The 21387-nt window shown below is 58.5% G+C and carries 19 protein-coding genes; 9 read left to right on the top strand and 10 right to left on the bottom strand.

The features are described from left to right. Positions 1–14 precede the first annotated feature (14 nt). Together ABUA09_RS11125 and ABUA09_RS11120 are read right to left on the bottom strand one after the other, a co-directional pair. Positions 15–1196, bottom strand: coding sequence for a CaiB/BaiF CoA transferase family protein (locus tag ABUA09_RS11125; RefSeq protein WP_033118672.1), 1182 nt, complete (start codon positions 1194–1196; stop codon positions 15–17). A 47-nt stretch (positions 1197–1243) separates the two neighbouring features. Further along, entirely contained in the window at positions 1244–1717 is a 474-nt protein-coding gene (locus ABUA09_RS11120; protein ID WP_033118673.1) for a MaoC/PaaZ C-terminal domain-containing protein, read from the bottom strand. Between the two features lie 313 nt (positions 1718–2030). Here ABUA09_RS11120 and ABUA09_RS11115 point away from each other — a divergent pair, with 313 nt between their 5' ends. Beyond that, positions 2031–2864 (top strand): MBL fold metallo-hydrolase, encoded by an 834-nt coding sequence (locus ABUA09_RS11115; protein WP_033118674.1) that lies wholly within the window; start codon positions 2031–2033, stop codon positions 2862–2864. A 44-nt stretch (positions 2865–2908) separates the two neighbouring features. Beyond that, positions 2909–3691, top strand: coding sequence for an SDR family NAD(P)-dependent oxidoreductase (locus ABUA09_RS11110; RefSeq protein WP_033118675.1), 783 nt, complete (start codon positions 2909–2911; stop codon positions 3689–3691). A 151-nt stretch (positions 3692–3842) separates the two neighbouring features. Here ABUA09_RS11110 and ABUA09_RS11105 read toward each other — a convergent pair whose 3' ends face one another. The 7 genes from ABUA09_RS11105 to ABUA09_RS11075 form a co-directional block, all read right to left on the bottom strand. Beyond that, a complete protein-coding gene (locus ABUA09_RS11105; protein WP_227152074.1) occupies positions 3843–5048 on the bottom strand; it encodes an FprA family A-type flavoprotein in 1206 nt (401 codons plus the stop codon). A gap of 19 nt (positions 5049–5067) precedes the next feature. After that, positions 5068–6975, bottom strand: coding sequence for an acyl-CoA dehydrogenase family protein (locus ABUA09_RS11100; RefSeq protein ID WP_081959943.1), 1908 nt, complete (start codon positions 6973–6975; stop codon positions 5068–5070). Between the two features lie 64 nt (positions 6976–7039). Then, a complete protein-coding gene (locus ABUA09_RS11095; protein WP_195614986.1) occupies positions 7040–7453 on the bottom strand; it encodes an RrF2 family transcriptional regulator in 414 nt (137 codons plus the stop codon). Between the two features lie 198 nt (positions 7454–7651). Then, positions 7652–8761 carry a phosphotransferase enzyme family protein gene (locus tag ABUA09_RS11090; protein ID WP_058118148.1) on the bottom strand — a complete coding sequence of 370 codons (1110 nt, stop codon included), beginning with the start codon at positions 8759–8761 and terminating at the stop codon, positions 7652–7654. Beyond that, the gene (locus tag ABUA09_RS11085) at positions 8762–9694 is read right to left on the bottom strand and encodes a sugar phosphate nucleotidyltransferase (RefSeq protein ID WP_208320042.1); all 933 of its coding nucleotides are present in this window, start codon (positions 9692–9694) and stop codon (positions 8762–8764) included. Positions 9695–9706: 12 nt separating this feature from the next. Beyond that, positions 9707–10723 (bottom strand): UDP-glucose 4-epimerase GalE, encoded by a 1017-nt coding sequence (gene galE, locus ABUA09_RS11080; protein ID WP_279204051.1) that lies wholly within the window; start codon positions 10721–10723, stop codon positions 9707–9709. Between the two features lie 63 nt (positions 10724–10786). Continuing rightward, complete coding sequence (locus tag ABUA09_RS11075) at positions 10787–11698, bottom strand: AraC family transcriptional regulator (RefSeq protein WP_082636086.1); 912 nt, start codon at positions 11696–11698, stop codon at positions 10787–10789. 383 nt (positions 11699–12081) lie between these two features. Between ABUA09_RS11075 and ABUA09_RS11070 the strand changes: the two genes are divergently transcribed. The 5 genes from ABUA09_RS11070 (at position 12082) to gnpA (ending at position 17850) form a co-directional block, all read left to right on the top strand. Continuing rightward, complete coding sequence (locus tag ABUA09_RS11070; protein WP_156113800.1) at positions 12082–13440, top strand: carbohydrate ABC transporter substrate-binding protein; 1359 nt, start codon at positions 12082–12084, stop codon at positions 13438–13440. Between the two features lie 199 nt (positions 13441–13639). Beyond that, entirely contained in the window at positions 13640–14524 is an 885-nt protein-coding gene (locus ABUA09_RS11065; protein WP_033118682.1) for a carbohydrate ABC transporter permease, read from the top strand. A 12-nt stretch (positions 14525–14536) separates the two neighbouring features. Beyond that, positions 14537–15430 (top strand): carbohydrate ABC transporter permease, encoded by an 894-nt coding sequence (locus tag ABUA09_RS11060; protein ID WP_058118152.1) that lies wholly within the window; start codon positions 14537–14539, stop codon positions 15428–15430. A 9-nt stretch (positions 15431–15439) separates the two neighbouring features. Beyond that, positions 15440–15652: a DUF6903 family protein gene (locus tag ABUA09_RS11055; RefSeq protein ID WP_033118684.1), complete on the top strand. Its 213-nt coding sequence runs from the start codon at positions 15440–15442 to the stop codon at positions 15650–15652. An 11-nt stretch (positions 15653–15663) separates the two neighbouring features. Next, positions 15664–17850, top strand: coding sequence for a 1,3-beta-galactosyl-N-acetylhexosamine phosphorylase (gnpA, locus tag ABUA09_RS11050; protein ID WP_058118153.1), 2187 nt, complete (start codon positions 15664–15666; stop codon positions 17848–17850). Between the two features lie 163 nt (positions 17851–18013). On the opposite strand, the gene hcp is transcribed toward gnpA, so the two are convergent. Beyond that, entirely contained in the window at positions 18014–19654 is a 1641-nt protein-coding gene (hcp, locus tag ABUA09_RS11045; protein WP_279202557.1) for a hydroxylamine reductase, read from the bottom strand. A gap of 129 nt (positions 19655–19783) precedes the next feature. Here hcp and ABUA09_RS11040 point away from each other — a divergent pair, with 129 nt between their 5' ends. Both ABUA09_RS11040 and ABUA09_RS11035 read left to right on the top strand, forming a co-directional pair. Further along, positions 19784–20461: a Crp/Fnr family transcriptional regulator gene (locus tag ABUA09_RS11040; RefSeq protein WP_033118687.1), complete on the top strand. Its 678-nt coding sequence runs from the start codon at positions 19784–19786 to the stop codon at positions 20459–20461. Between the two features lie 155 nt (positions 20462–20616). Continuing rightward, a complete protein-coding gene (locus ABUA09_RS11035; protein WP_058118155.1) occupies positions 20617–21321 on the top strand; it encodes a 4Fe-4S binding protein in 705 nt (234 codons plus the stop codon). Positions 21322–21387 lie beyond the last annotated feature (66 nt).

Below are 21387 nucleotides of genomic sequence, written 5' to 3'. Positions count from 1 at the left end.
GGAGGGTCATAGGTTCAGATGACGCCTTCCTCTTTGAGTTTTGCCAAGTCTTCCGGCGTAAGTCCCAGCTTTTCGCCGTAAACCTCCTCGTTGAATTTGCCCAGAGGGGCGCCCGCCCACTTGATCTCGCCGGGCGTACCATACATCTTCGGCACGCAGTTCTGCATTTTCAGTGTGCCGAACTGTTCCGTATCCACATCCACGATGGCGTTGCGTGCCTTGAAATGCTCGTCCTGCATGATGTCCGCCACATTGTAGACAGGACAGTTGGGAATGTCGTCGCCCAAGACCTCCAGGCACTCCTCAATGGTGTGCTCCCTGGCCCATTCGGCGCAGATGGCATTGATCTCCTCCCGGTTGGCCGTCCTCCCCGCGCCGGTCTTATAGTCTTCGACCTCCGCCAACTCCGGCCTGCCGATGGATTCGCACCACTGCTTGAACAGTTTGTCGCCCGAGACGGAGAGCACCAAGTACTTTCCGTCCTTGGTGAGGAAGTGTCCGGAGGGGACCGTCACCAGCGTACCGTTGCCGATACGGGTCCGGATCGTGCCGTCATAGCTGTACTCCGCGATAATGCTCTCCTGGAGGCGGAGCATCGATTCCGTCAGGCAGCAGTCGATCATCTGCCCTTCTCCGGTCCCGACCACATCCCGGTTATAGATGGCGAACATGGCGCCCATACACGCAAACATGGCCGTGTAGAAGTCGGCCACCGAGATGCCGGGCTTCACAGGGGGCTCGCCGGGGAAGCCGGTGATCTCCAGGAACCCGCCCAGCGCCAGGCCAATGCGGTCAAACCCGGGCTTGTGGCTGTTGGGTCCGGTCTGTCCGTATCCGGATGACGTTACATACACCAGCCGGGGGTTGAGGGCATGCAGGGACTCCCATGTAAAGCCCAGCCGCTTGAATACGCCCGGGCGGAAGTTCTCGATCAGGATATCCGCATCTTTGATCAGGTCGGTGAGCATCTCCTTGCCCTTCTCCGACTTCAGGTTCAGCGTGACGCAGCGTTTATTCCGTCCCTCCACCGCGTACCACATGTCTTTGATGCGCCCCATATTCCGCATGAGGTCGCCGCCCTTGGGGGGTTCCACCTTGATGACGTCGGCGCCGAAATCCGCCATCATCGTCCCACACCACGGGCCTGCCAGAATATTGCCTACTTCAACTACCTTCAATCCTTCCAGAGCCTGCATGAATACCCTTCCCTTCCAATTTTGTTTTTGAATCCTCTTATTTGTCTTTATTTCGGATATTTACGGATCAACTGCTTGAACTCACCCTGCTGGACGATCTCGCCCCGCTGGTTGAAGATGGTGCGCAGGAAGGTGACCTTTCCCATATCGCTCTCCGGCCGGGGGTCCGCCTTTTCGATGACCTCCTGCTCCACGTGGATCGTATCCCCAATGAGAACCGGCTTTTTGAACTTCCAGTTGATCTCCGTCAGCGCCGCCATTTGCGCCATCATGGCCTGGTTGTAGCTCGTCCGTGTGAAAAGCCCCGAGGAGTATGTAAGGGGCAGCATACCGTGGGCCAGTCGCTGCCCGGCAATGGACCCCTTGGCAAACTCCGCGTCCGTGTGCAGCGTATTGTAGTCCCCAGTCAGCCCCGCAAAGCTCACGATATCCGCCTCGGTGATCGTCCGCCCCACGCTTACCACCTTGTCCCCGATCTCCATATCCTCAAAATATATCTGCTGCTCCAAGTCTTTTTTCATCGTTTGATCCCCCTCTAAAATTTTCTCTCTTTTTGTAAACAAGCCTTATTTTTCGGCACTTTGTTTATTCGGATTGTATTTCTTCCATCTCTTTTTGTACATTACTAATCAAATTATCATTTGTTATTTTTTGATCTAATGTTTCCCCGCAAACGTTTGCCTGCTCAAGAAATATGCGCCGGGTCAAAAAACACACTGAGAAAAATTTTTTATTTTTTTGCTTGCCTTCTGGCCACACCCGATTTATACTAGTCAAAAATCGGAGGTCCATCCCCTGATGTGCCGGACCTTTCCCGCCGGGAGGAATGTTCTTATGCGGCCCACCGAATATATGCGCGCCTGCTGCGACAGCCCCTGGGACTGGTGGCAGCCCCCCTTCCACGTCGCGCCCCATGTCTATTATGTCAGCGGGAATCGCTGGGTAGGCGCCTATCTCTTCGATACCGGTGACGGGCTGCTGCTGCTGGATACCGCGATGCAGCCCACCCTCCACCTGTTGGTCTACTCCATCTGCACGCTGGGTTTCGACCCTAAGGATATCCGTGCCATTCTCCTGAGCCACGCCCATTATGATCACTGTGGCGGCGCCCGCTTTCTGCAGGGACTCGCCCCCCAGGCCCGGATCTACCTCGGAGAGCGAGATTTGTTTTTCCTGGAGGAGTCCCACCAAAGCCTTATCTACCCGGACCGCTACCCCTTTACGCCCTTTGCCGTAGATGAGGTGTATCGGGAGGACACGCCCATTGTACAAGGGCGCTTTTCGATCCACACGTTCTCTACCCCGGGGCACACGCCCGGCTGCACTTCCTTCTATTTTGAGGACACAGACGAGGCGACAGGGAGGGTCTACCGCTGTGCCATGCACGGCGGTTTGGGACTCAACACGCTCAGTGACGGCTTTCTGCGCCACACCGGCCTGCCCGTATCTCTGCGCGGGGAATACCGCCGTTCCATGGAGCGGCTCCGCGCTCTGCCCGTGGACATCGCCCTGGGCTCTCATCCGGAAAACACATCCATGTTGGAACGGCTGAAGCAGTATGGAGACCGGGACTATCCGCAGTGTGACCCCGCCCTTTGGGCCGAAATGGCCGACAGCTTTCTGGCACAGTTGGATGCGTTGGAACAGCAAAGCGCCTTCAAGGCATAAGATCTTGCGTTCCAAAAACGAATCGACATGGGAGGTCATCATATATGGAACTTGGTTTAACCGGCCGGACCGTCGTCATCACCGGCGGTTCCAGCGGCATTGGGAAGGCCGTTGCGTGGGAGTATCTGAAGGAGGGCTGCCATGTGGCCGTCTGCTCCCGCGGACAGGCCCGCCTGGAGGATGCGGTCCGGGAGTTTCAGGCCGCGGGCTACTCCGTTTTTGCCCGCAGCCTGGATGTGACCGACTACCCCGCCGTGGAGCGCTTCGCCGACGAAGTGGCGGAGGCCTACGGCAAAATTGACGTCTGGTACAACAATGCCGCCTCCAACCAGACAAAGTCCCTGATGGATTACAGCTACGACGAATTCCGCAACAGTACAGAGGCCCTGCTCGTCTCGGTCTTTGCCGGATGCAAGATCGCGGCGGCGCACATGCGCAAGACCGGAGGCGGCGTCATTCTGAACGCCTCATCTTATTCCGCCGTCATCCCGAATGCCGGACGTGCGCCCTACAGCGCGTGTAAATCCGCGGTGAGTTCTCTCACGCGCTCCTTTGCCGCCGAGCTGGCCCCCGACCAGATCCGGGTGCTGGCCTATGTCCCCGGCTTGATCGCCACCGAGATCACCAGGGATCACATTGCCAGAAATCGGGACGCCCTGCTCTCCGCCATCCCCTGCCGTCGGTTTGGCCGCCCTGAGGATCTGGCCAAAGTGCTGGTCTTTTTGAGCAGCGACATCGCAGAATATATGAACGGCACCGAGGTCTACATCTCGGGCGGAAAATTCTGTACGCAGAATCCGCAGTATGGCTGGGAACACATGGTCTGAATTCCCGCCGCCGTCACGGCGATCACAACGCACAAAAGAGACGTCCTCCGTGCTGAACAGCACGGAGGACGTCTCTTTACGGGACCCCCATAACGACTGGTCCCTGAGTGGGAATACGCGGCGGCGCCCTGGGCGGGCGGAGGGGGCCGTATCACTGCATAGATGCCAGAATGGCGTTGGCCAAGGCGTCCAGCTCCGCCTCTTTGCCCTCCCCCAGGGAGGAGGCCAGACTGAGCCTCTCATTCAGTACGGTTATGCCCTTCATCTCATCGTCCAGGAACTTCTGCATGAGATCGCCTGATTTACAGGCCCAGGAGCCATTCTCCACGATGGCCACAGTGCGCTTTTGCAGGTTGAGGGCCTTCATATCCTGGAGAAAACCGTACATAACAGGATAGATGCCCAAATTGTAAGTCACTGAGGCCAGCACCACATGGGACAGGCGGAAGGTCTCGGAAATGAGATAGGAAACGTGGGTATTGCTCACGTCATACAGCCATACATTGGTCATGCCCTTTTCGCACAGTTTGGACGCCAACGCCTGGGCCGCCGCCTCAGTGTTTCCGTACATGGAGGCGTACGCCACCACCACACCTTTCTCTTCCGGCTCATAGGTGGCCCAGTGGACATACTTATCCAGAAGATAGGGGATATTCTCCCGCCAAACGGGACCATGGAGGGGGCAGAGCATCTTGATATCAATGGTCCCCGCTTTTTTCAGCAAGTGCATGACGTGAGGGCCATACTTGCCCACAATATTGGTATAGTACCTCCGGGCGTCATCGATCCAGTCGCGGTCAAAGTCTACCTCATCGGCAAAGAGCTTGCCGTCCAGCGCTCCGAAGGAGCCGAACGCGTCGGCTGAGAACAGGACCCCGTTGGTGGTATCGAAGGTGACCATGGCCTCCGGCCAGTGGACCATGGGGGCGGCTACAAAGGTGACCACGTGCTTTCCAAAGGACTGTGTGTCCCCCTCTTTTACCTCGATCAACTCGTGGCCGTCCACTTGAAACCCGAACTGGCGCATGAGCATAAATGCCTTCTCCGTGGAGATGATCTTCACCTTCGGATAGCGAAGCAGGATCTCCTCGATGGAGGCCCCGTGGTCGGGCTCCATATGATTGATGACCAGGTAATCCAGCCCTCTCCCGCCCAGGAGGTGCTCCACATTCTCCAGGAGCTGGCGGCAGGCCGACCAGTCCACCGTGTCGAAGAGAACGGACTTCTCGTCCAGCAGCAGGTAGGCGTTGTAGGACACCCCTCTGGGGATGGGATGGATATTCTCAAAGAGGGCCAGCCGGTGATCGTTAGCCCCCACCCAGTAGAGGTCCTCGGTGACGTTTCTCACGCAATACATCTTAAAATCCCCCTCTCAGTCATACTTCAATGAACATGTGCTTACCCTCGGCGCATTCGGGACAGACCCAATCCTCCGGCAGCTTCTCAAAAAGGGTGCCCGGGGCGATCTCTGCGTCCTCGTCTCCCAGCTCAGGGACATACTCGTAGCCGCAGCCGCCGCAGACATACCGTTTTCCGATGGGCTCCGGCTTGGGAGGCGTGGGACGCTTCATTTTGACCATGGGCGGGGCGGGCAGCTTGTCGCCCGTATCCAAGGCTTTGGCCAGCAGGGGCAGGATCTCATTTACATCGCCCACGATGCCGTAGTCGCAGTTTTTGAAAATGGGAGCGCCGGCGTTCTTGTTGATGGCCACGATGGTGGAGGCGTCTTTGATGCCCTTGAGGTGCTGAACCGCGCCGGAGATTCCGCAGGCGATGTACAGATTGCCGGTGAACTTCTGACCAGACATGCCCACATACCGGTCCAGAGGCACATATTTAAGTGTCTCCGCCACGGGGCGGGAGGCGCCCACCGCAGCTCCGGCGGCCTTGGCCAGCCGCTCAATGAGCTTCATATTCTTCTGGTCTCCGATGCCCTGTCCGGCGGAGACCACCCGCTCGGCCCGGGCGATGGGGGTGTCCATGGGGATCCCCACAGTGAAGTCGTGGCCATCCTTTTTGAGACACTCCACCAGCTCCTGCACCTGCTCTTCGGCGGAGCCGTCCCTGAGAATGCGCTTTTTCCGCACGCCGGTGACGGGCGCCGGCTTCTTCGGCTGGCTGGAGGACCCCGCATCCCTGGGCGGCTTGCCCAGAATGTGGGAGGCGATGACCACCCGCTGGATCTCGTTGGTGCCTTCATAAATCGTGGTGATCTTCGCGTCCCGGTAGGCCCGCTCCACATCCATACCCTTCATGAAGCCGGCGCCGCCATAGATCTGGAGCGCGTCGTTGGTGACTTCCAGCGCGATGTCGGAGGCGTACATCTTGGCCATGGCGGACTCCATGCCGTAAGGCTCGTGGTGCTCTTTGAGCTCGGCCGCCGAATAAATCAGCATCCGGGCACAGCGCAGTTTGGTGGCCATATCCGCCAGCTTGAAGGAGATGGACTGCTGGAACCCGATGGGCTTTCCAAACTGGACCCGTTCCTTGGCATATTCCACAGCCGAGTCATAGGCCCCCTGTGCGATCCCCAGAGCCTGGGAGGCAATGCCGATACGCCCGCCATCCAGAGTCGCCATGGCAATCTTGAAGCCCTCTCCCTCCTTGCCCAGCAGGTTCTCTCTGGGCACCGGCACGTTATTGAAAATCAGTTCCGCGGTGGAAGAGGAGCGGATGCCCATTTTGTCATAGTGGTCGCCGAAATCAAAGCCGGGGAAATCCTTTTCCACGATAAAAGCGCTGATGCCTCGGGTGCCGATGTCCGGCGTGGTGACGGCAAACACCACATAGGTATCCGCCTTGGGGGCGTTGGTAATAAAGATCTTTCCCCCGTTCAGGATATAGTGGTCGCCCTTGAGGACGGCGGTGGTCTCCGTACCGCCGGCATCGGAGCCTGCGTTGGGCTCCGTGAGTCCGAACGCACCGATCTTCTCCCCCCTGGCCAGAGGCGCCAGGTATTTCCGCTTCTGTTCCTCCGTACCGTAGGCGAAGATGGGCCATGAGCCCAGGGATACATGGGCAGAGAGGATCACGCCGGTGCCGCCGTCTACCCGCGAGAGCTCCTCCACGGCAATGGCATAGCTGAGCACGTCCAATCCCGCCCCGCCGTATTCCGTGGGATAGGGCACACCCATCAGGCCCAGTGCTCCCATCTTGCTTACGATCTCGTCCGGGAAGCGGTTCTCTTTGTCCAGAAGAAACGCCACCGGCTTCACCTCGGATTCGGCAAAGGCTCTCACCTTGGCCCGAAATTCCTCGTGCTGCTTTGTTGTCTGGAAATTCATATCTCTGCCTCCTTTGGTCATTGATTATATTGGATAAATTTTATCCACAATTTGCGTAAAAAACTCACTCCGCAGCCGTGCCAAAAATCAGCTCCTGGAGCGTATGCCCCCGCAGCTCCTCATGCAGCCTTTGCTGTACAAGCCCCAGCCGGCAGTGAACCATGCAGCCTCCGTGGGCTTCCCGCCAAGGGCAGGAATAGCCCGGCTCCATGCAGGCGATGACTGCACTGTCCTCTTCCATTGCCGCCATTAGATCATAAAGCGTCACCTTATCCAGTCTCACAGCCAGACGGCAACCGCCGTCAGCACCTCTGGTAATGCGCACGAATCCCGCCTTGCTCAGCTTCTTGATGATCTTATAGGCAAACGGCTTGGGCACCATCTGCTGTTCAGAGATGTCTCCCGCTGTGAGCTGCTCCCCCTCCGACAGCGCCCGAAGGACCCGAAGGGCATAATCCGTCTCTCTGGTAATCAGCACGCCGCATCCCTCCCCTGTGTCTCCATTGCCATTTTGTTCTAGTGCCATCATAGCAATGTGGATAGTTGTTGTCAAGTTAATTTTGATAAACTTTGTGCAGTTTTCATATTCCCACAAAAAGCGTCCTGCCGTTTTGTGGAAAAGAGCGGGAAAACGCGCGGTGACAGATCACCGCGCGTTTTCCTTTTGCGGATGGGATCATGCGTACTTCCGAACGGCCGCCGCCATATCATCCCAGCATCGCTCCATATCGGAGACCAGCTTGAACTGGGTGCGGCAGCGGTCCAAATTCTGCCCTGCCCGGTGGACGGCAAAGTAATGATCGCCCTCCAGATAGTCGGTGAGGAAGCGGATCCCGCACTCCAGCGTCATGAGTTTGGCCCCCCATGGCAGATACTCCAGTTCCGCGGGCGTGAGGATCCCTCCGCAGCCCTCTAGGAAGCCCTTGGTATAGACCTCAAAAAGGCCCAAGTCAAAATTCACCTTGGAGAGATCCCGTTCGTCCTCGGCGGAGTGGTTGGCACCGAAGCGGATGGAGTCCCCGAAATCATTGATGGCCAGGCCGGGCATCACGGTATCCAGATCGATGACGCAGATCCCCTCTCCCGTCTTCTCGTCCATGAGCACGTTGTTGAGCTTGGTGTCGTTATGGGTGACGCGCAGGGGGAGTTTCCCCGCCCTCTGCGCCTCCAGCGCCACGGAACAGTCCGCCGACCGCCGGAGTACAAATTCCACCTCATCCCTCACCCCGGCCGCCCGGCCCAGCTTGTCCGCCTCCAGCGCCTTTCGGAAATTCCGCAGCCGGTTTTCCGTATCGTGAAACTTTTCAATGGTCTCAAAAAGCGTGTCCGCGGGATAATCCTTCAACAGGCGCTGAAATCGCCCGAACGCCTTGGCAGAGGCATAAAACAGCTCCGGCGTCTCCGCCGCCTGGAGGCAGACCGTATGTTCAATAAAGGGGGTGCACCGCCAGGCCCCGCCCGCACGGTCGGTGAAGTAGCACGTCCCGGTCCGGGTGCGCAGGATGGTCAGTGTCTCCCGGTCGGGATTTCCCCCCTCCCGGGCGATCACCTTCTTCAGATAGTCGGTGACGCCCACCACATTCCGCATGAGCTGCTCCGGGTTCCCAAAGGCGGCGGCGCTGATGCGCTGGAGAATAAAACGTCTGCACGCCCCATCCGGAGGCTGGGTATGAACGCAGAAGGTATCGTTGATATGGCCCTCCCCGAATCGGACCGCCCCCACCACAGGGGCCCCCAGCTCATAGGCGGCCAGAGCCTCCTCGATATAATCCTCCGCCTTTCCCATTCAGCGCTCTCCTCCCCAAAGATTTTCCGGGTAAAGCCCCTTCGCCGTCATATCGGACACGGCCTGTACCACCACGGGCTTGTCGTCCTGATAGGTCACGCCGTACCAGCGGTCCCGGCTCCTGAGCACCCTTACCCGTGCCCGTCCCTCCTCGATGAGCGCACTCACCACGCTGGGCAGGAAGTACTCCCCTTTCATCGGGTCCTCAGCCAGTGCCCGGTCCAGGAAGGAGGGAAAGCGGCGCTGGGCCTCCGAGAGGAAGCTGGCCGTAAAGCCCCACAGGTTCATGGACACGATGGTACCCCCGGGAAGCGCGGTCCATGTGACACCACCGTCCTCGGTATAGCGGGCGTCATGCCCCGCCTTTTCGATGTGGGTGCGCTCCGTGACTGCCCGGAGGAAGTGTCCTTCTGTCTCTTCGCAGATCCCGCGGGCAACATGGCCGTGCTCGGTGACGGTATTGCCCAGGAGATACCCCACCATGGCGTACTCATAGCTATCCCGGCTGTCCGGATGGCTGCACAGGTAGCTGTAGATCTCCTGAAAAGCCTCCGGGCCGTAATAGTCGTCGGCGTTGATGACGGCAAAGGGACCCTCCACCACGTGCCGCGCCGCCAGGACGGCATGGCATGTGCCCCAGGGCTTAACCCGCCCCTCCGGGACGGCATAGCCCACCGGCAGGTCGTCCAGTTCCTGGTAGGCGTACTTCACCTCCATCACTTTTGCCAGCCGGTCTCCAATGCCGGCCTTGAAGGATTCCTCGATCGCATGCTTGATGACAAAGACCACGGTTTCAAAACCAGCCCGTTTGGCATCGTAAATGGAATAATCGATAATAAGCTGTCCGTGTCCTCCCACGGGGTCGAGCTGCTTGAGTCCGCCGTAGCGGCTCCCCATGCCTGCCGCCATGACCACCAGAACCGGTTTTTTCATCTCCGCCTCACCTCAGCCTTCATATCCGTTGGGGTTCATGCTCTTCCACTTCCAGGAGGAGGCGCACATCTCCTCAATGCCGTACTGCGCCTCCCAGCCCAGTTCTTCTCGGGCCTTGGACGGATCGGCCCAGCACGCGGCGATATCCCCTGGGCGGCGGGGATCGATGACGTAAGGCAGAGGCTTGCCGCAGGCTTTCTCGTAGGCGTGGAGCACGTCCAGCACGCTGTAGCCCTTGCCGGTGCCCAGGTTGCAGAGGAAGAGTCCACAGTTCTGAGACAGCTTTTTGAGAGCAGCCACATGGCCGCGGGCCAGATCCACCACATGGATGTAGTCCCGCACGCCGGTGCCGTCGTGGGTGGGCCAGTCGCTGCCGAACACATGGAGCTCCTTGAGCTGCCCAACCGCCACCTTGGCGATATAGGGGACCAGATTGTTGGGGATACCGTTGGGGTCCTCTCCGATGAGGCCGGAGGCGTGCGCTCCGATGGGGTTGAAGTATCGCAGCAGCGCCACATTCAGCGTGGGATCGGCGGCACAGCAATCGGTAAGGATACGCTCGATGAACAGCTTGGTGGTGCCGTAGGGGTTGGTGGTGGAGAGCGGAAAGTCCTCCCGGATCGGCACGGTGTGGGGATCGCCGTAGACGGTGGCGGAGGAGGAAAAGACAAAATTCTTTACCCCATGCCTGCGCATGGCGTTGAGCACCGTCAGGGTATTGACCAGATTGTTGGTATAATACTCCAGGGGCTTGGCCACGCTCTCCCCCACCGCCTTAAGGGCGGCGAAGTGGATCACGGCGTCGATGTCCGGGTACTCTGCGAACAGGGCCTCCACCCCCACCGGGTCGCACAGGTCCACCTTGACGAAGGGCACGGCCCTTCCCACGATCCGTTCCACCCGGCGGACCGCCTCCTCGCTGGCATTAACCAGATTATCCGCCACCACAATGTCGTAGCCCGCTTGGATGAGTTCCACGCAGGTGTGGCTGCCGATGTAGCCGGCTCCGCCGCTGACCAGAATAGACATAACGTCACTCCCTCTGCCTTTTTCAATGGCCGTTCGGCCCATTTAATCTATGGTATTTTACTCCTATTTCCCCCTGCTGTCCACTGTGGATAGGCGCGAATCTGAAGCCATCCCGCCCTCTCTGGGCCCATGTTCCCCGGCCCGCCGTTTGCGGTACTCCATGGGGCTCATCCCCTCCAGCTTGCGGAAGCTCTGGGAGAAGTAGCTGGGAGAAGAAAAGCCCAGCATATGAGAAATTTGAGACAGCGAATGGTCGGTGTCGCTGAGGAGGTATCGGCTCTCCTGAATGCGGCGCGAGATCAGATAGTTGATCGGAGACACGCCGTATTCCCTGCTGAAGGCATGCACCATATAATACTTATTGATATGTGTGAGCTCCGCAAGCATATCCAGACTAATATTCTCTTTGAAATGTCCGTCAATGTACCGGCGCACTGCGGCGCACTCCTTGCTGGCCCTGCGTCCGGCCGGCGCCACAGTGAGCGAAAAATCGGTATGCCGTAGGACACGGATCAGAAGGACCTCCAGCAGGTCCTGGCAGACCACCTCGTACCCCGCCGCCTTGGTCTCGATCTCCCGGAGCATGGCCCGGAGATAAAAGAGCATCTCCTCCCCGCCGCCCCGGAAATGGATGACCTCATAGGGGGCGTCTGCCGCCCCGTCCGGACCGAACTCCAGTCCCTCCACCCCCAGGACGATATACTCCAATGGGCTGGAGTTGAGGCTGACCTCGGTGTGCTCCACATTGGGGTTGACGATGACTAGATCATCCGCAGCCACAGGCAGCATCCGCCCGGCCACCTTGAACTGCCCCACCCCGCCAACTACATAAAAAAGTTCCGCACAGGTATGGGTGTGCAGCAGGCTGTGCCAGTCTCCTCCATATTTGGCCGTGCTCACGTACAGGAGCTTGGTGGCGGAGCGGTCAATGGGGCTGGCGATCCCTCCAGGGAACTCATAACGGTCGTTACTCATGGCAGGACTCCCGTTCAGGCTTTAGGATTCTTGCGTTTGAAACTTAAACTTGCAGCGTTCTGATCATAGCACACCTTTCCTTCTTGTGCAATCCATAAAAAGAAAAATATTTGGGGTGTTCTCTGTCGTAAAATTCAGTGTTTCGTCGTTTCGTTAAAAAACCGTTCTTTCTTTTTGTGGACATCATGCACAAAATTTGTTTTTATTCTCAAAAATTATTATCCCAAATATCAAAAAGCAATTTATATAAAAATGGTGACAAGAATAAAATTGAATTGGCCTCTCCATCCGATATACTTAAAGTACTTTAAGCGGTCGGCCCACGCTCCAATGCCGCCGTTCACAGTGTCATCATCAATATTAGGAGGTAAGAGGAAATGAAAATGAAGAAAGCGTTCAGCGCCGCTCTGGCGGGCACAATGGCCCTCTCCCTGCTGGCCGGCTGCGGCGGCGGTTCGTCCGCCACACCCGCACCCGCGGATACCGGCTCCCCCGCCGACACCGGCTCCCCCGCCGCTGAAACCATCCAGGTGGCCGCCATTGAAACAGCCTACGGCGCCGACATGTGGCAGGAGGTGGCCGACGCCTTCACCGCACAGACCGGGATTGCCGTGGACCTCATCACCGACAAGAAGCTCGAAGACGTCATCGGGCCTTCCATGCAGGGCGGCGAGTTCCCCGACGTGATCCACCTGGCCACCGGCCGCGAAGCCGGCCTCACCGAACAGTTTATCAAGGACCACAACATTCTGGAGATCACCGACGTGCTCTCCATGACCGTACCCGGCGAAGAGGCCAAGGTCTCCGACAAGATCGCCGGCGGCTTCACCGACACCTCACTCACCAACCCCTATGGTGATGGCAAGACCTATCTCGCCCCCATGTTCTATTCTCCCTGCGGCCTGTTCTACAACGCCGGTCTCTTTGAAGAAAAGGGCTGGACCGTTCCCACCACCTGGGAGGAGATGTGGGCGCTGGGCGACAAGGCCGCCGCCGAAGATATCGCCCTCTTCACCTATCCCACCACAGGCTATTTCGACGCCTTCTTCTACGCTTTGATGTATTCCGCCGGCGGCCCCGAGTTCTTTGACCAGGCCACCCACTATACCGAGGGTATTTGGGACACCCCGGAGGCCAAGACCTGTTTTGATATCGTGGCCAAGCTTGCGACCTACACCAACCCCGTCACCCCCGCCCAGGCCAATGACCAGGACTTCACCCAGAACCAGCAGCTGGTGCTGGACAACAAGGCCCTGTTCATGCCCAACGGCACCTGGATCGTAGGCGAGATGGCCGACGCTCCCAGGGCTGACGGCTTCCAGTGGGGCATGACCGCCCTGCCCGCCGTTGAAGAGGGCGGCGACAGTTACAGCTACACCTGGTTCGAGCAGGCCTGGATCCCCGCCGGCGCAGAGCATCCCGACGCCGCCAAGGAGTTCATCGCTTTCCTGTACAGCGACAGCGCCTGTGAAATCTTTGCCAAGGCCGGCGCCATCCAGCCCGTGCTGAACATCGCCGACAAGCTGGAGGGCGACAATCAGCTCTTCTACTCCATCTATGACAACGGCGCCAAAGCCGCCATGGGCAACTTCGCCACCTTCACCCCCATCCCCGGCATCGAGGTGCGCGGCGTGTTCTTTGATCCCGTGAACTCCCTGGTGAGCGGCTCCATGACCGAGGACGACTGGATCGCCTCCGTAAAGTCGGCCAGCGAGCAGATGCGGGTCAATCTGCAGAGCTGATCCCCTCCGAGGTCGCCCCCTCCTTCCACAGAGCAGGCTTGAGGGACGGTGAGTAGCGCGACCTACTCACCGTCCCTTTTTCCCAAAACCGTACGGAGCGGATAAATCTGCTCCCCCGCAGCCGTATTTCTGCGGTCGGGAGCCGGTTTATGCGCTCCGCCCGTACGTGCCGCAGCAGAGCTTGAAAGGAGCTGAGCATATGGAGAAACACAGGGGACGCAGCCGGTTCATCGCGCTGTGTGTCGCCCCCGCGGCGATCCTGTTCTTTATTTTTATGATTCTTCCCACTCTGAACGTATTCCGCATGTCCCTCTTTGAGCGCGGCGCTTACTCGCCCACCGAGACCTTTGTGGGCCTTAAAAATTTCCAGATGCTTTTCCGCGACAGTCAATTCATCCGCTCCATGCAGAACACCATCCTCCTCATCGTGGTCGTCACCGTCATCACCTTTGCTCTCGCGCTGGTGTTTGCCGGCATCCTGACCCGGGAGAAGATCAGAGGGCAAAATTTCTTCCGCGTGGTCTTTTACATCCCCAACATCCTCTCTGTGGTGGTCATCTCCGGTATCTTCTCCGCCATCTACAAGCCGGAAAACGGCATGCTCAACAGCATCCTGTCCATGCTCTCCGGCAAGACCGTCATGGTCCTCTGGAAGGACGAGCCCCTGGTCATGGTGAGTATTATCATCGCCATGGTGTGGCAGGCCGTCGGCTATTACATGGTCATGTATATGGCCTCTATGTCCAGTGTGCCCCAGAGCCTCTATGAGAGCGCGGGCCTGGACGGGGCCGGGCGGGTGACGCAGTTTTTCCAAATCACCATTCCCCTCATCTGGACCAACATCCGCACCACCCTCACCTTCTTCATCATCTCCACCATTAATATGGCCTTCCTCTTCGTCAAGGCCATGACCAGCGGCGGCCCCAACGGCGCCTCCGAGGTAGCCCTCTCCTATATGTACGGCCAGAAGGATGCCGGACTCTACGGCTACTCCATGGCCATCGGCGTAGTCATCTTCCTCTTCTCCTTCCTGCTCTCCGCCCTGGTGAACAAGGTCACCAAGCGGGAGCCTCTGGAATTCTAAGGGGGTGCGGATATGGATCAGGAAGTGAAAAAACACGGGACCGGCGACCGGCTCTATCAAATCTTTATCTATGTGGTCCTCATCGCCCTGGCGGTGTGCATCCTCGTCCCGGTGGCCTGGGTCTTTCTCGCCTCCATCAAACAGAACAGCGAGTTTTACGGCAACCCGTGGACCCTGCCCGCCAGCTTCTACTGGCAGAATTTCGTAGATGCCTGGAACGCGGCCAATATGGGCGATTACATGCTCAATTCGGTCATCGTCACCGCCCTGGCCCTTCTCCTGCTGCTGGTGGTGGCTCTCCCGGCAGCCTACTGCCTCTCCCGTTTCCACTTTAAGGGGCGCCGTTTCCTCAACACCTGCTTTATGGCCGGTCTCTTCATCAATGTCAACTACATCGTGGTCCCCATCTTCCTGATGCTCCGGGACGGCGACAGCTTTCTGAAGGGCGTTCTCGGCAGCGGCTTTCTGCTCAACAACCTCTTTGTTCTGGCGGTGGTATACGCCTCCACAGCCCTTCCCTTTACCATCTACCTCCTCTCAGGTTATTTTGCCACTCTGCCCCACGATTTTGAGGAGGCCGCGTATATCGACGGCGCGGGCTACGGCAAAACCATGATCAAAATCATCTTTCCCATGGCGCAGCCCTCCATCATCACCATCATCCTCTTTAATTTTCTCTCTTTCTGGAATGAGTACATCATCTCCATGACCCTTATGAGCTCCGCCAAAGGGCCCCGCACTCTCCCGGTGGGGCTGCTGAATCTGATGCAGGCCCAGCAGTCCAAGGCCGAATACGGTATTCTCTACGCTGGACTGGTGCTGGTGATGCTACCCACCCTCATTCTTTATATCTGCGTCCAGAAGAAACTGACCCAGGGTATGACCGTGGGCGGTCTGAAAGGGTAAGGTGTGTGCATGAAATACTGGAAGGAACATAAAACACTACGCGTGGTCCTCATCGCCCTGTTTTTTGGGGCGGGTCTCGCACTGCTGCTGTACGGGTGGCGCATGACTGGAAAACTGTCCGGGTTGGGGCTGATGCTCCTGGGCATACTCCTGCTGCTGGCCGCGCTGTGCCTCTACAACAAACCCTTTGAAGAGCCGAAGAACCCAAAATCTGAGCCTTAGGAGAGAGAGCCATGAGTGAGCAAGCCCGCAGGGGCCGTGTCACAATCCCCACGGATGTGGATGTGGTCCCGGAAACATTGGAGCTGTTGAAGCGCTGGGGCGCCGACGCCATCCGGGACTGCGACGGCACCGATTACCCCGACGCTCTCAAGGGGGTGGACGCCAAGGTCTACTCCACCTACTACACCACCAGGAAGGATAATGCATGGGCAGAGGAGAACCCCGACGAGGTACAGCAGTGCTATATCATGACCGGCTTTCACACCGCCGGGGAAGGCGCCCTCTCCATTCCCCTGATGCAGGGCGTGAGCCCTGAGCTCATGGAACCCAATACCCGGGACGATATCAAGCGCTGGTGGGAGGTGGTGGACCGCACCGCCGGAACGGTGGTGCCCCCCGCCGACTGGCGTTATGATGCGGCTGCGGCACAGGTGGTACTGGACCGCCCGGCTGCGTTCCATGAGTATACGGTGAGCTTTCTGGCCTACCTCATCTGGGACCCCGTCCACATGTACAACGCCGTCACCAATGGCTGGACGGATTTCGAGCACCAGATCACCTTTGACGTCCGCCAGCCCAAGACCCACGCATATACCATGGAGCGGCTCCGGAAATTCATCGACGACCACCCCTATGTGGATGTGATCCGCTATACCACCTTCTTCCACCAGTTCACACTGGTCTTCGATGAGCTCAGGCGGGAAAAATATGTGGACTGGTACGGCTACTCCGCCTCCGTTTCCCCTTACATCTTGGAGCGGTTCGAGCGCGAGGTCGGCTACCCCTTCCGCCCCGAGTACATCATCGATCAGGGGTACTACAACAACCAGTACCGGGTCCCCTCCAGGGAATTTCTGGACTTTCAGGCCTTTCAGCGCCGGGAGGTGGCCAAGCTGGCCCGCGAGATGGTGGATATCACCCATGAAAAGGGCAAGGAAGCTATGATGTTCCTGGGCGATCACTGGATCGGCACCGAGCCGTTCCTCCCCGAATTTCAGACCATTGGCCTGGACGCGGTAGTGGGCAGCGTCGGCAACGGCTCCACCCTGCGGCTCATCTCCGATATCCCCGGCGTAGCATATACCGAGGGCCGTTTTCTCCCCTACTTTTTCCCCGATACCTTTCATGAGGGGGGCGACCCCGTGCGGGAGGCCAAGGAGAACTGGGTGACCGCCCGGCGGGCCATCCTGCGCAGTCCCATCGACCGCATCGGCTATGGCGGTTATCTGAAGCTGGCCTGTCGGTTCCCTGACTTCATCGACTATGTGGAGCGCGTATGCAACGAATTCCGGGAGCTGTACGCCAACATCCGCGGTGCCACGCCCTACTGCGTGGGTAGAGTGGCCGTCCTCAACTGCTGGGGAAAAATGCGTTCCTGGGGCTGCCATATGGTTCATCACGCGCTCTATCAAAAGCAGAACTACAGCTATGCCGGCGTCATCGAGGCGCTGTCCGGCGCCCCATTTGATGTGGTATTCCTCAGCTTTGACGACCTCAGGAACGATCCCCATGCGCTGGAGGGCGCCAGCGTCCTCCTCAATGTGGGGGACGGGGACACCGCCCACACCGGTGGCGCTGTCTGGGAGGACCCGGCCGTCGCCGCGGCTGTCCGGCGCTTCATTTGGAACGGCGGCGGCTTCATCGGCGTGGGCGAGCCCTCCGGCCACCAGTACCAGGGCCACTATCTCCAGCTTGCCACCGCTCTGGGCGTGGAGAAGGAGACCGGCTTTACCCTGGGGTACGACAAGTACAACTGGGAGGAGCACCCCGATCACTTTATCCTCGCCGACTGTACCCATCCGGTGGATTTTGGAGAGGGCAAAAAGAGTATTTACGCCCTGGAAGGCACCGAGATCCTGGTCCAGCGGGAAAAAGAGGTCCAGATGGCCGTCCACAGCTTCGGTGCGGGCCGGTGCGTCTATCTCAGCGGTCTCCCCTATTCCTTTGAAAACAGCCGCGTCCTCTACCGCTCCATCCTCTGGGCCTCCCACAGCGAGGATCGCCTCCACAGGTGGTTCTCCTCCAACTGTAATGTGGAGGTCCATGCCTATGTGAAAAGCGGCAAATACTGCGTGGTGAACAATACCTACGAGCCGCAGTCCACCACGGTCTACCGGGGCGACGGCTCCAGCTTCACGCTGGACTTGGGCGCCAACGAGATCAAGTGGTACGAGTTCCCATCCGAATCATTGGAATAATTGAGAAACGGCGAGCGGACTCATCCGCTCGCCGTTTCTCTCATTTCGCACCCGATTTCCGGGCGCGCTATAACACAGATGCTGTCCAGGTGCAGGCAATGGAAAAACAGAGCCCGCCCGTGAATTTCCCGCTTGTCTGCCTCCTTTGTGTGGACGTCTCTCCTTACGCCTTACCGAAAAAGAGCTCCAGATCATCCTCCACGGAGCCGATGCCGGCAATACCGAAGTTCTCCACCAGGACTTTGGCCACGTTGGGGCTGAGGAAAGCGGGAAGCGTGGGGCCCAGGTGAATATTCTTCACCCCCAGATACAGCAGGGCCAGCAGGACGATCACCGCCTTCTGTTCATACCAGGCAATGTTGTAGATGATGGGCAGCTCGTTGATGTCCGCCAGGCCAAAGACCTCTTTGAGCTTCATGGCGATGACCGCCAGGGAATAGGAGTCGTTGCACTGGCCGGCGTCCAGCACCCGGGGAATGCCGCCGATATCGCCCAGGTCCAGCTTGTTATACTTGTATTTGGCACAGCCGGCGGTGAGAATCACGGCGTCCCTGGGCAGGGCCTTCGCAAATTCCGTGTAGTAATCGCGGCTCTTGGCCCGGCCATCACAGCCGGCCATCACCACAAATTTTTTGATCGCACCGCTTTGGACTGCGCTCACGATCTGATCCGCCAAGGCCAGCACCTGGGCGTGGGCAAAACCGCCGGTGATCTCGCCCCGCTCGATCTCTGCCGGGGGCGCACAGCGTTTGGCATGGGCGATGAGGGCGGAAAAATCCTTCTCCGTGCCGACCCCGCCGGCGATATGCTTGCAGCCGGGATATCCGGCCGCGCCGGTGGTGTACAGCCGCTCTTTGTAGCTGTCCTTGGGCGGTACGATACAGTTGGTGGTCATCAGGATGGGCCCGTTGAAGGTCTCAAATTCCTCTTTCTGTTTCCACCAGGCGTTGCCGTAGTTGCCCACAAAGTTGGGGTACTGTTTAAATGCCGGATAGTAGTGGGCGGGAAGCATCTCGGAGTGGGTGTAGACGTCCACGCCGGTTCCCTGTGTCTGCTCAAGCAGCATCTCCAGGTCCCGCAGGTCATGGCCGGAGACCAGGATGCCGGGTCGTGTGCCCACGCCAATGTTCACTTTTGTGATTTCGGGATTGCCGTAGGCCCCCGTGTTGGCCTTGTCCAGCAGAGCCATACCGCTGACGCCGTATTTGCCCGTCTCCAGGGCCAACGCCACCAGGTCCTCTGTCGTCAGAGCGTCATCCAAAGTGGCGGCCAAGGCCCGTTGGAGGAAGTCGTCCACTTCAGTGTCCTCCTGCAGCAGGGCGTTGGCATGTTTGGAGTAGGCAGATAGGCCCTTGAGACCATAGGTGATGAGCTCCCGCAGGGAACGGATGTCCTCATCCCCGGTGGACAGCACCCCCACTTGGGCGGCTTTGGCCGCAAACATGGGCTCGGAGGCGGTCCAGCGAGCGGCCTCCGGCAGCCCATCGGCGTGCTCCACCTGGGAAAGCAGCTCCTGTTTGACCTCCAATGTGGCGTGAATGCGGGTAACGATGGCCTCCTTGTCAAAATTGGCATTAGTAATGGTGGTAAACAGGTTCAGCGTGACCAGATGGTTTACCGCCGGAGCCACCTCCTTCCCCTCGGCCCGAAGCTGGACCGCCACAGCGGAGATCCCCTTTGTCACATAGACCAGCAGATCCTGCATGGCAGCTACATCCGGTTTTTTACCGCAGACGCCCGACTGCGTACAGCCCGTGCAGCCGGCGGTTTCTTGACATTGATAGCAAAACATCTTATTTTCCACAATAATTCCTCCCGGTTTCATCCATGTATCGGTTTTCTAAAGAATTGTGTGTTTCTTGACTTTCTGGACACAGTATAATATAGTCAGAGCAACAAGTATGTTTGTATAACAACGCAAGAGGTAACGTATATGGATTTTATCAGCTTATCGAAAACAGCCCTTTTCCGCGGCACCACCCCCCAGGAGACAGAGAAGATGCTGTCCTGCCTTGGTGCGGAGCAGCGGCATTTTTCCAAAGGCGAAATGATCTGCCGCACTGGAGATATCGTCACGGCCTTGGGCATGGTGCTGACCGGCAGCGTCCTGATCGAAAACAACGACCTGTGGGGCAATACCACCGTTCTGGACAGCGTTGGGCCGGGGCAGATCTTCGCCGAGACCTATGCCTGCACTTCCGGCGAACCCCTGATGGTCAACGTGGTGGCCGCCGAACCGGTGGATGTGCTTTTCCTGAACATGGACCGCGTGCTCCAGGTCTGCTCTCACGCCTGCACCCACCACAACAGACTGATCCGAAATCTGCTGTCCATATCGGCTCAAAAAAACTTAAACCTATCCCGAAAAATTTTTCACACCGCCTCCAAATCCATCCGAGGGCGGCTGTCTTCCTATCTGTCCTACCAGGCCATCCGCAGCGGAAGCCACAGCTTCACCATCCCCTTTAACCGCCAGCAGTTGGCCGACTACCTCAATGTGGACCGGAGCGCGCTGTCCAACGAGCTGAGCAAAATGCAAAAAGAAGGCCTGCTAAAGGTGGATAAAAGTCGTTTCGAGCTTATGTATGACAGCCACGGATTTGGATCATAAGCGAAAGGGTGCCCCCGTCTCTCCACTCCATTTTTGTTTCATTTTTCTTATTCTGTTGGCAAACCAACAGACAGCGCTCTTCCCATGTGGGATAATCAGGCCAGGAAATGATTGTACGGGTATCAGAACCCACTTCTGAAAGGATGGAATAGAACATGGAGCGAAAAATCATCAAAATCGACGTTGAACGCTGTAACGGCTGCGGTCTCTGCGCCGCCGCCTGTCATGAGGGCGCCATCGGCATGGTGGACGGGAGGGCCCGCCTTTTGCGTGAGGACTATTGCGACGGCCTGGGCGATTGCCTCCCCGCCTGCCCGGTGGGTGCCATCAGCTTTGAGGTGCGGGAGGCCCCCGCCTATGATGCCGAGGCGGTCCGTGCCGCCCAGCAGGCCAAGGCCATCGGCGCTCCGCTCCCCTGCGGCTGCCCCGGCACCCAGTCCAAGCGTATCCCGCGCGTCCCCGCTCCCGCCGCGCGGGATACCGCCACAGTGGACAGCGAGCTCTCTCAGTGGCCTGTACAGATCAAACTGGTACCGGTAAACGCCCCTTATTTTGACGGCGCCAAGCTGCTCGTCGCCGCCGACTGTACCGCTTATGCCTATGGAAACTTTCATCAGGACTTTATTCGGGACCGCATCACCCTCATCGGCTGCCCCAAACTGGATGAGGGCGACTACGCCGAAAAGCTTACTGCCATTTTGCGGGAGAATACGATCAGGAGCGTAACTGTGGTCCGCATGGAAGTCCCCTGTTGCGGCGGGATCGAACAGGCTGTCCGCCGGGCCCTGGAGAACTGCGGCAAACTGATCCCCTGGCAAGTCGTCATCATCGGTACCGACGGGACGCGCAGAGACGTATAGTGCTCTCCGCCGTCTTTCCCAACGGCACCCGCCCTCAACGACAGCGCCGCCGGCATGCAATCATGC

The sequence above is a fragment of the Intestinimonas sp. RTP31139st1_F5_RTP31139_211217 genome, from assembly GCF_040226735.1.
GTDB classification, from domain to species: domain Bacteria; phylum Bacillota; class Clostridia; order Oscillospirales; family Oscillospiraceae; genus Intestinimonas; species Intestinimonas butyriciproducens.
This window is presented reverse-complemented; position numbering and strand designations above follow the sequence as displayed.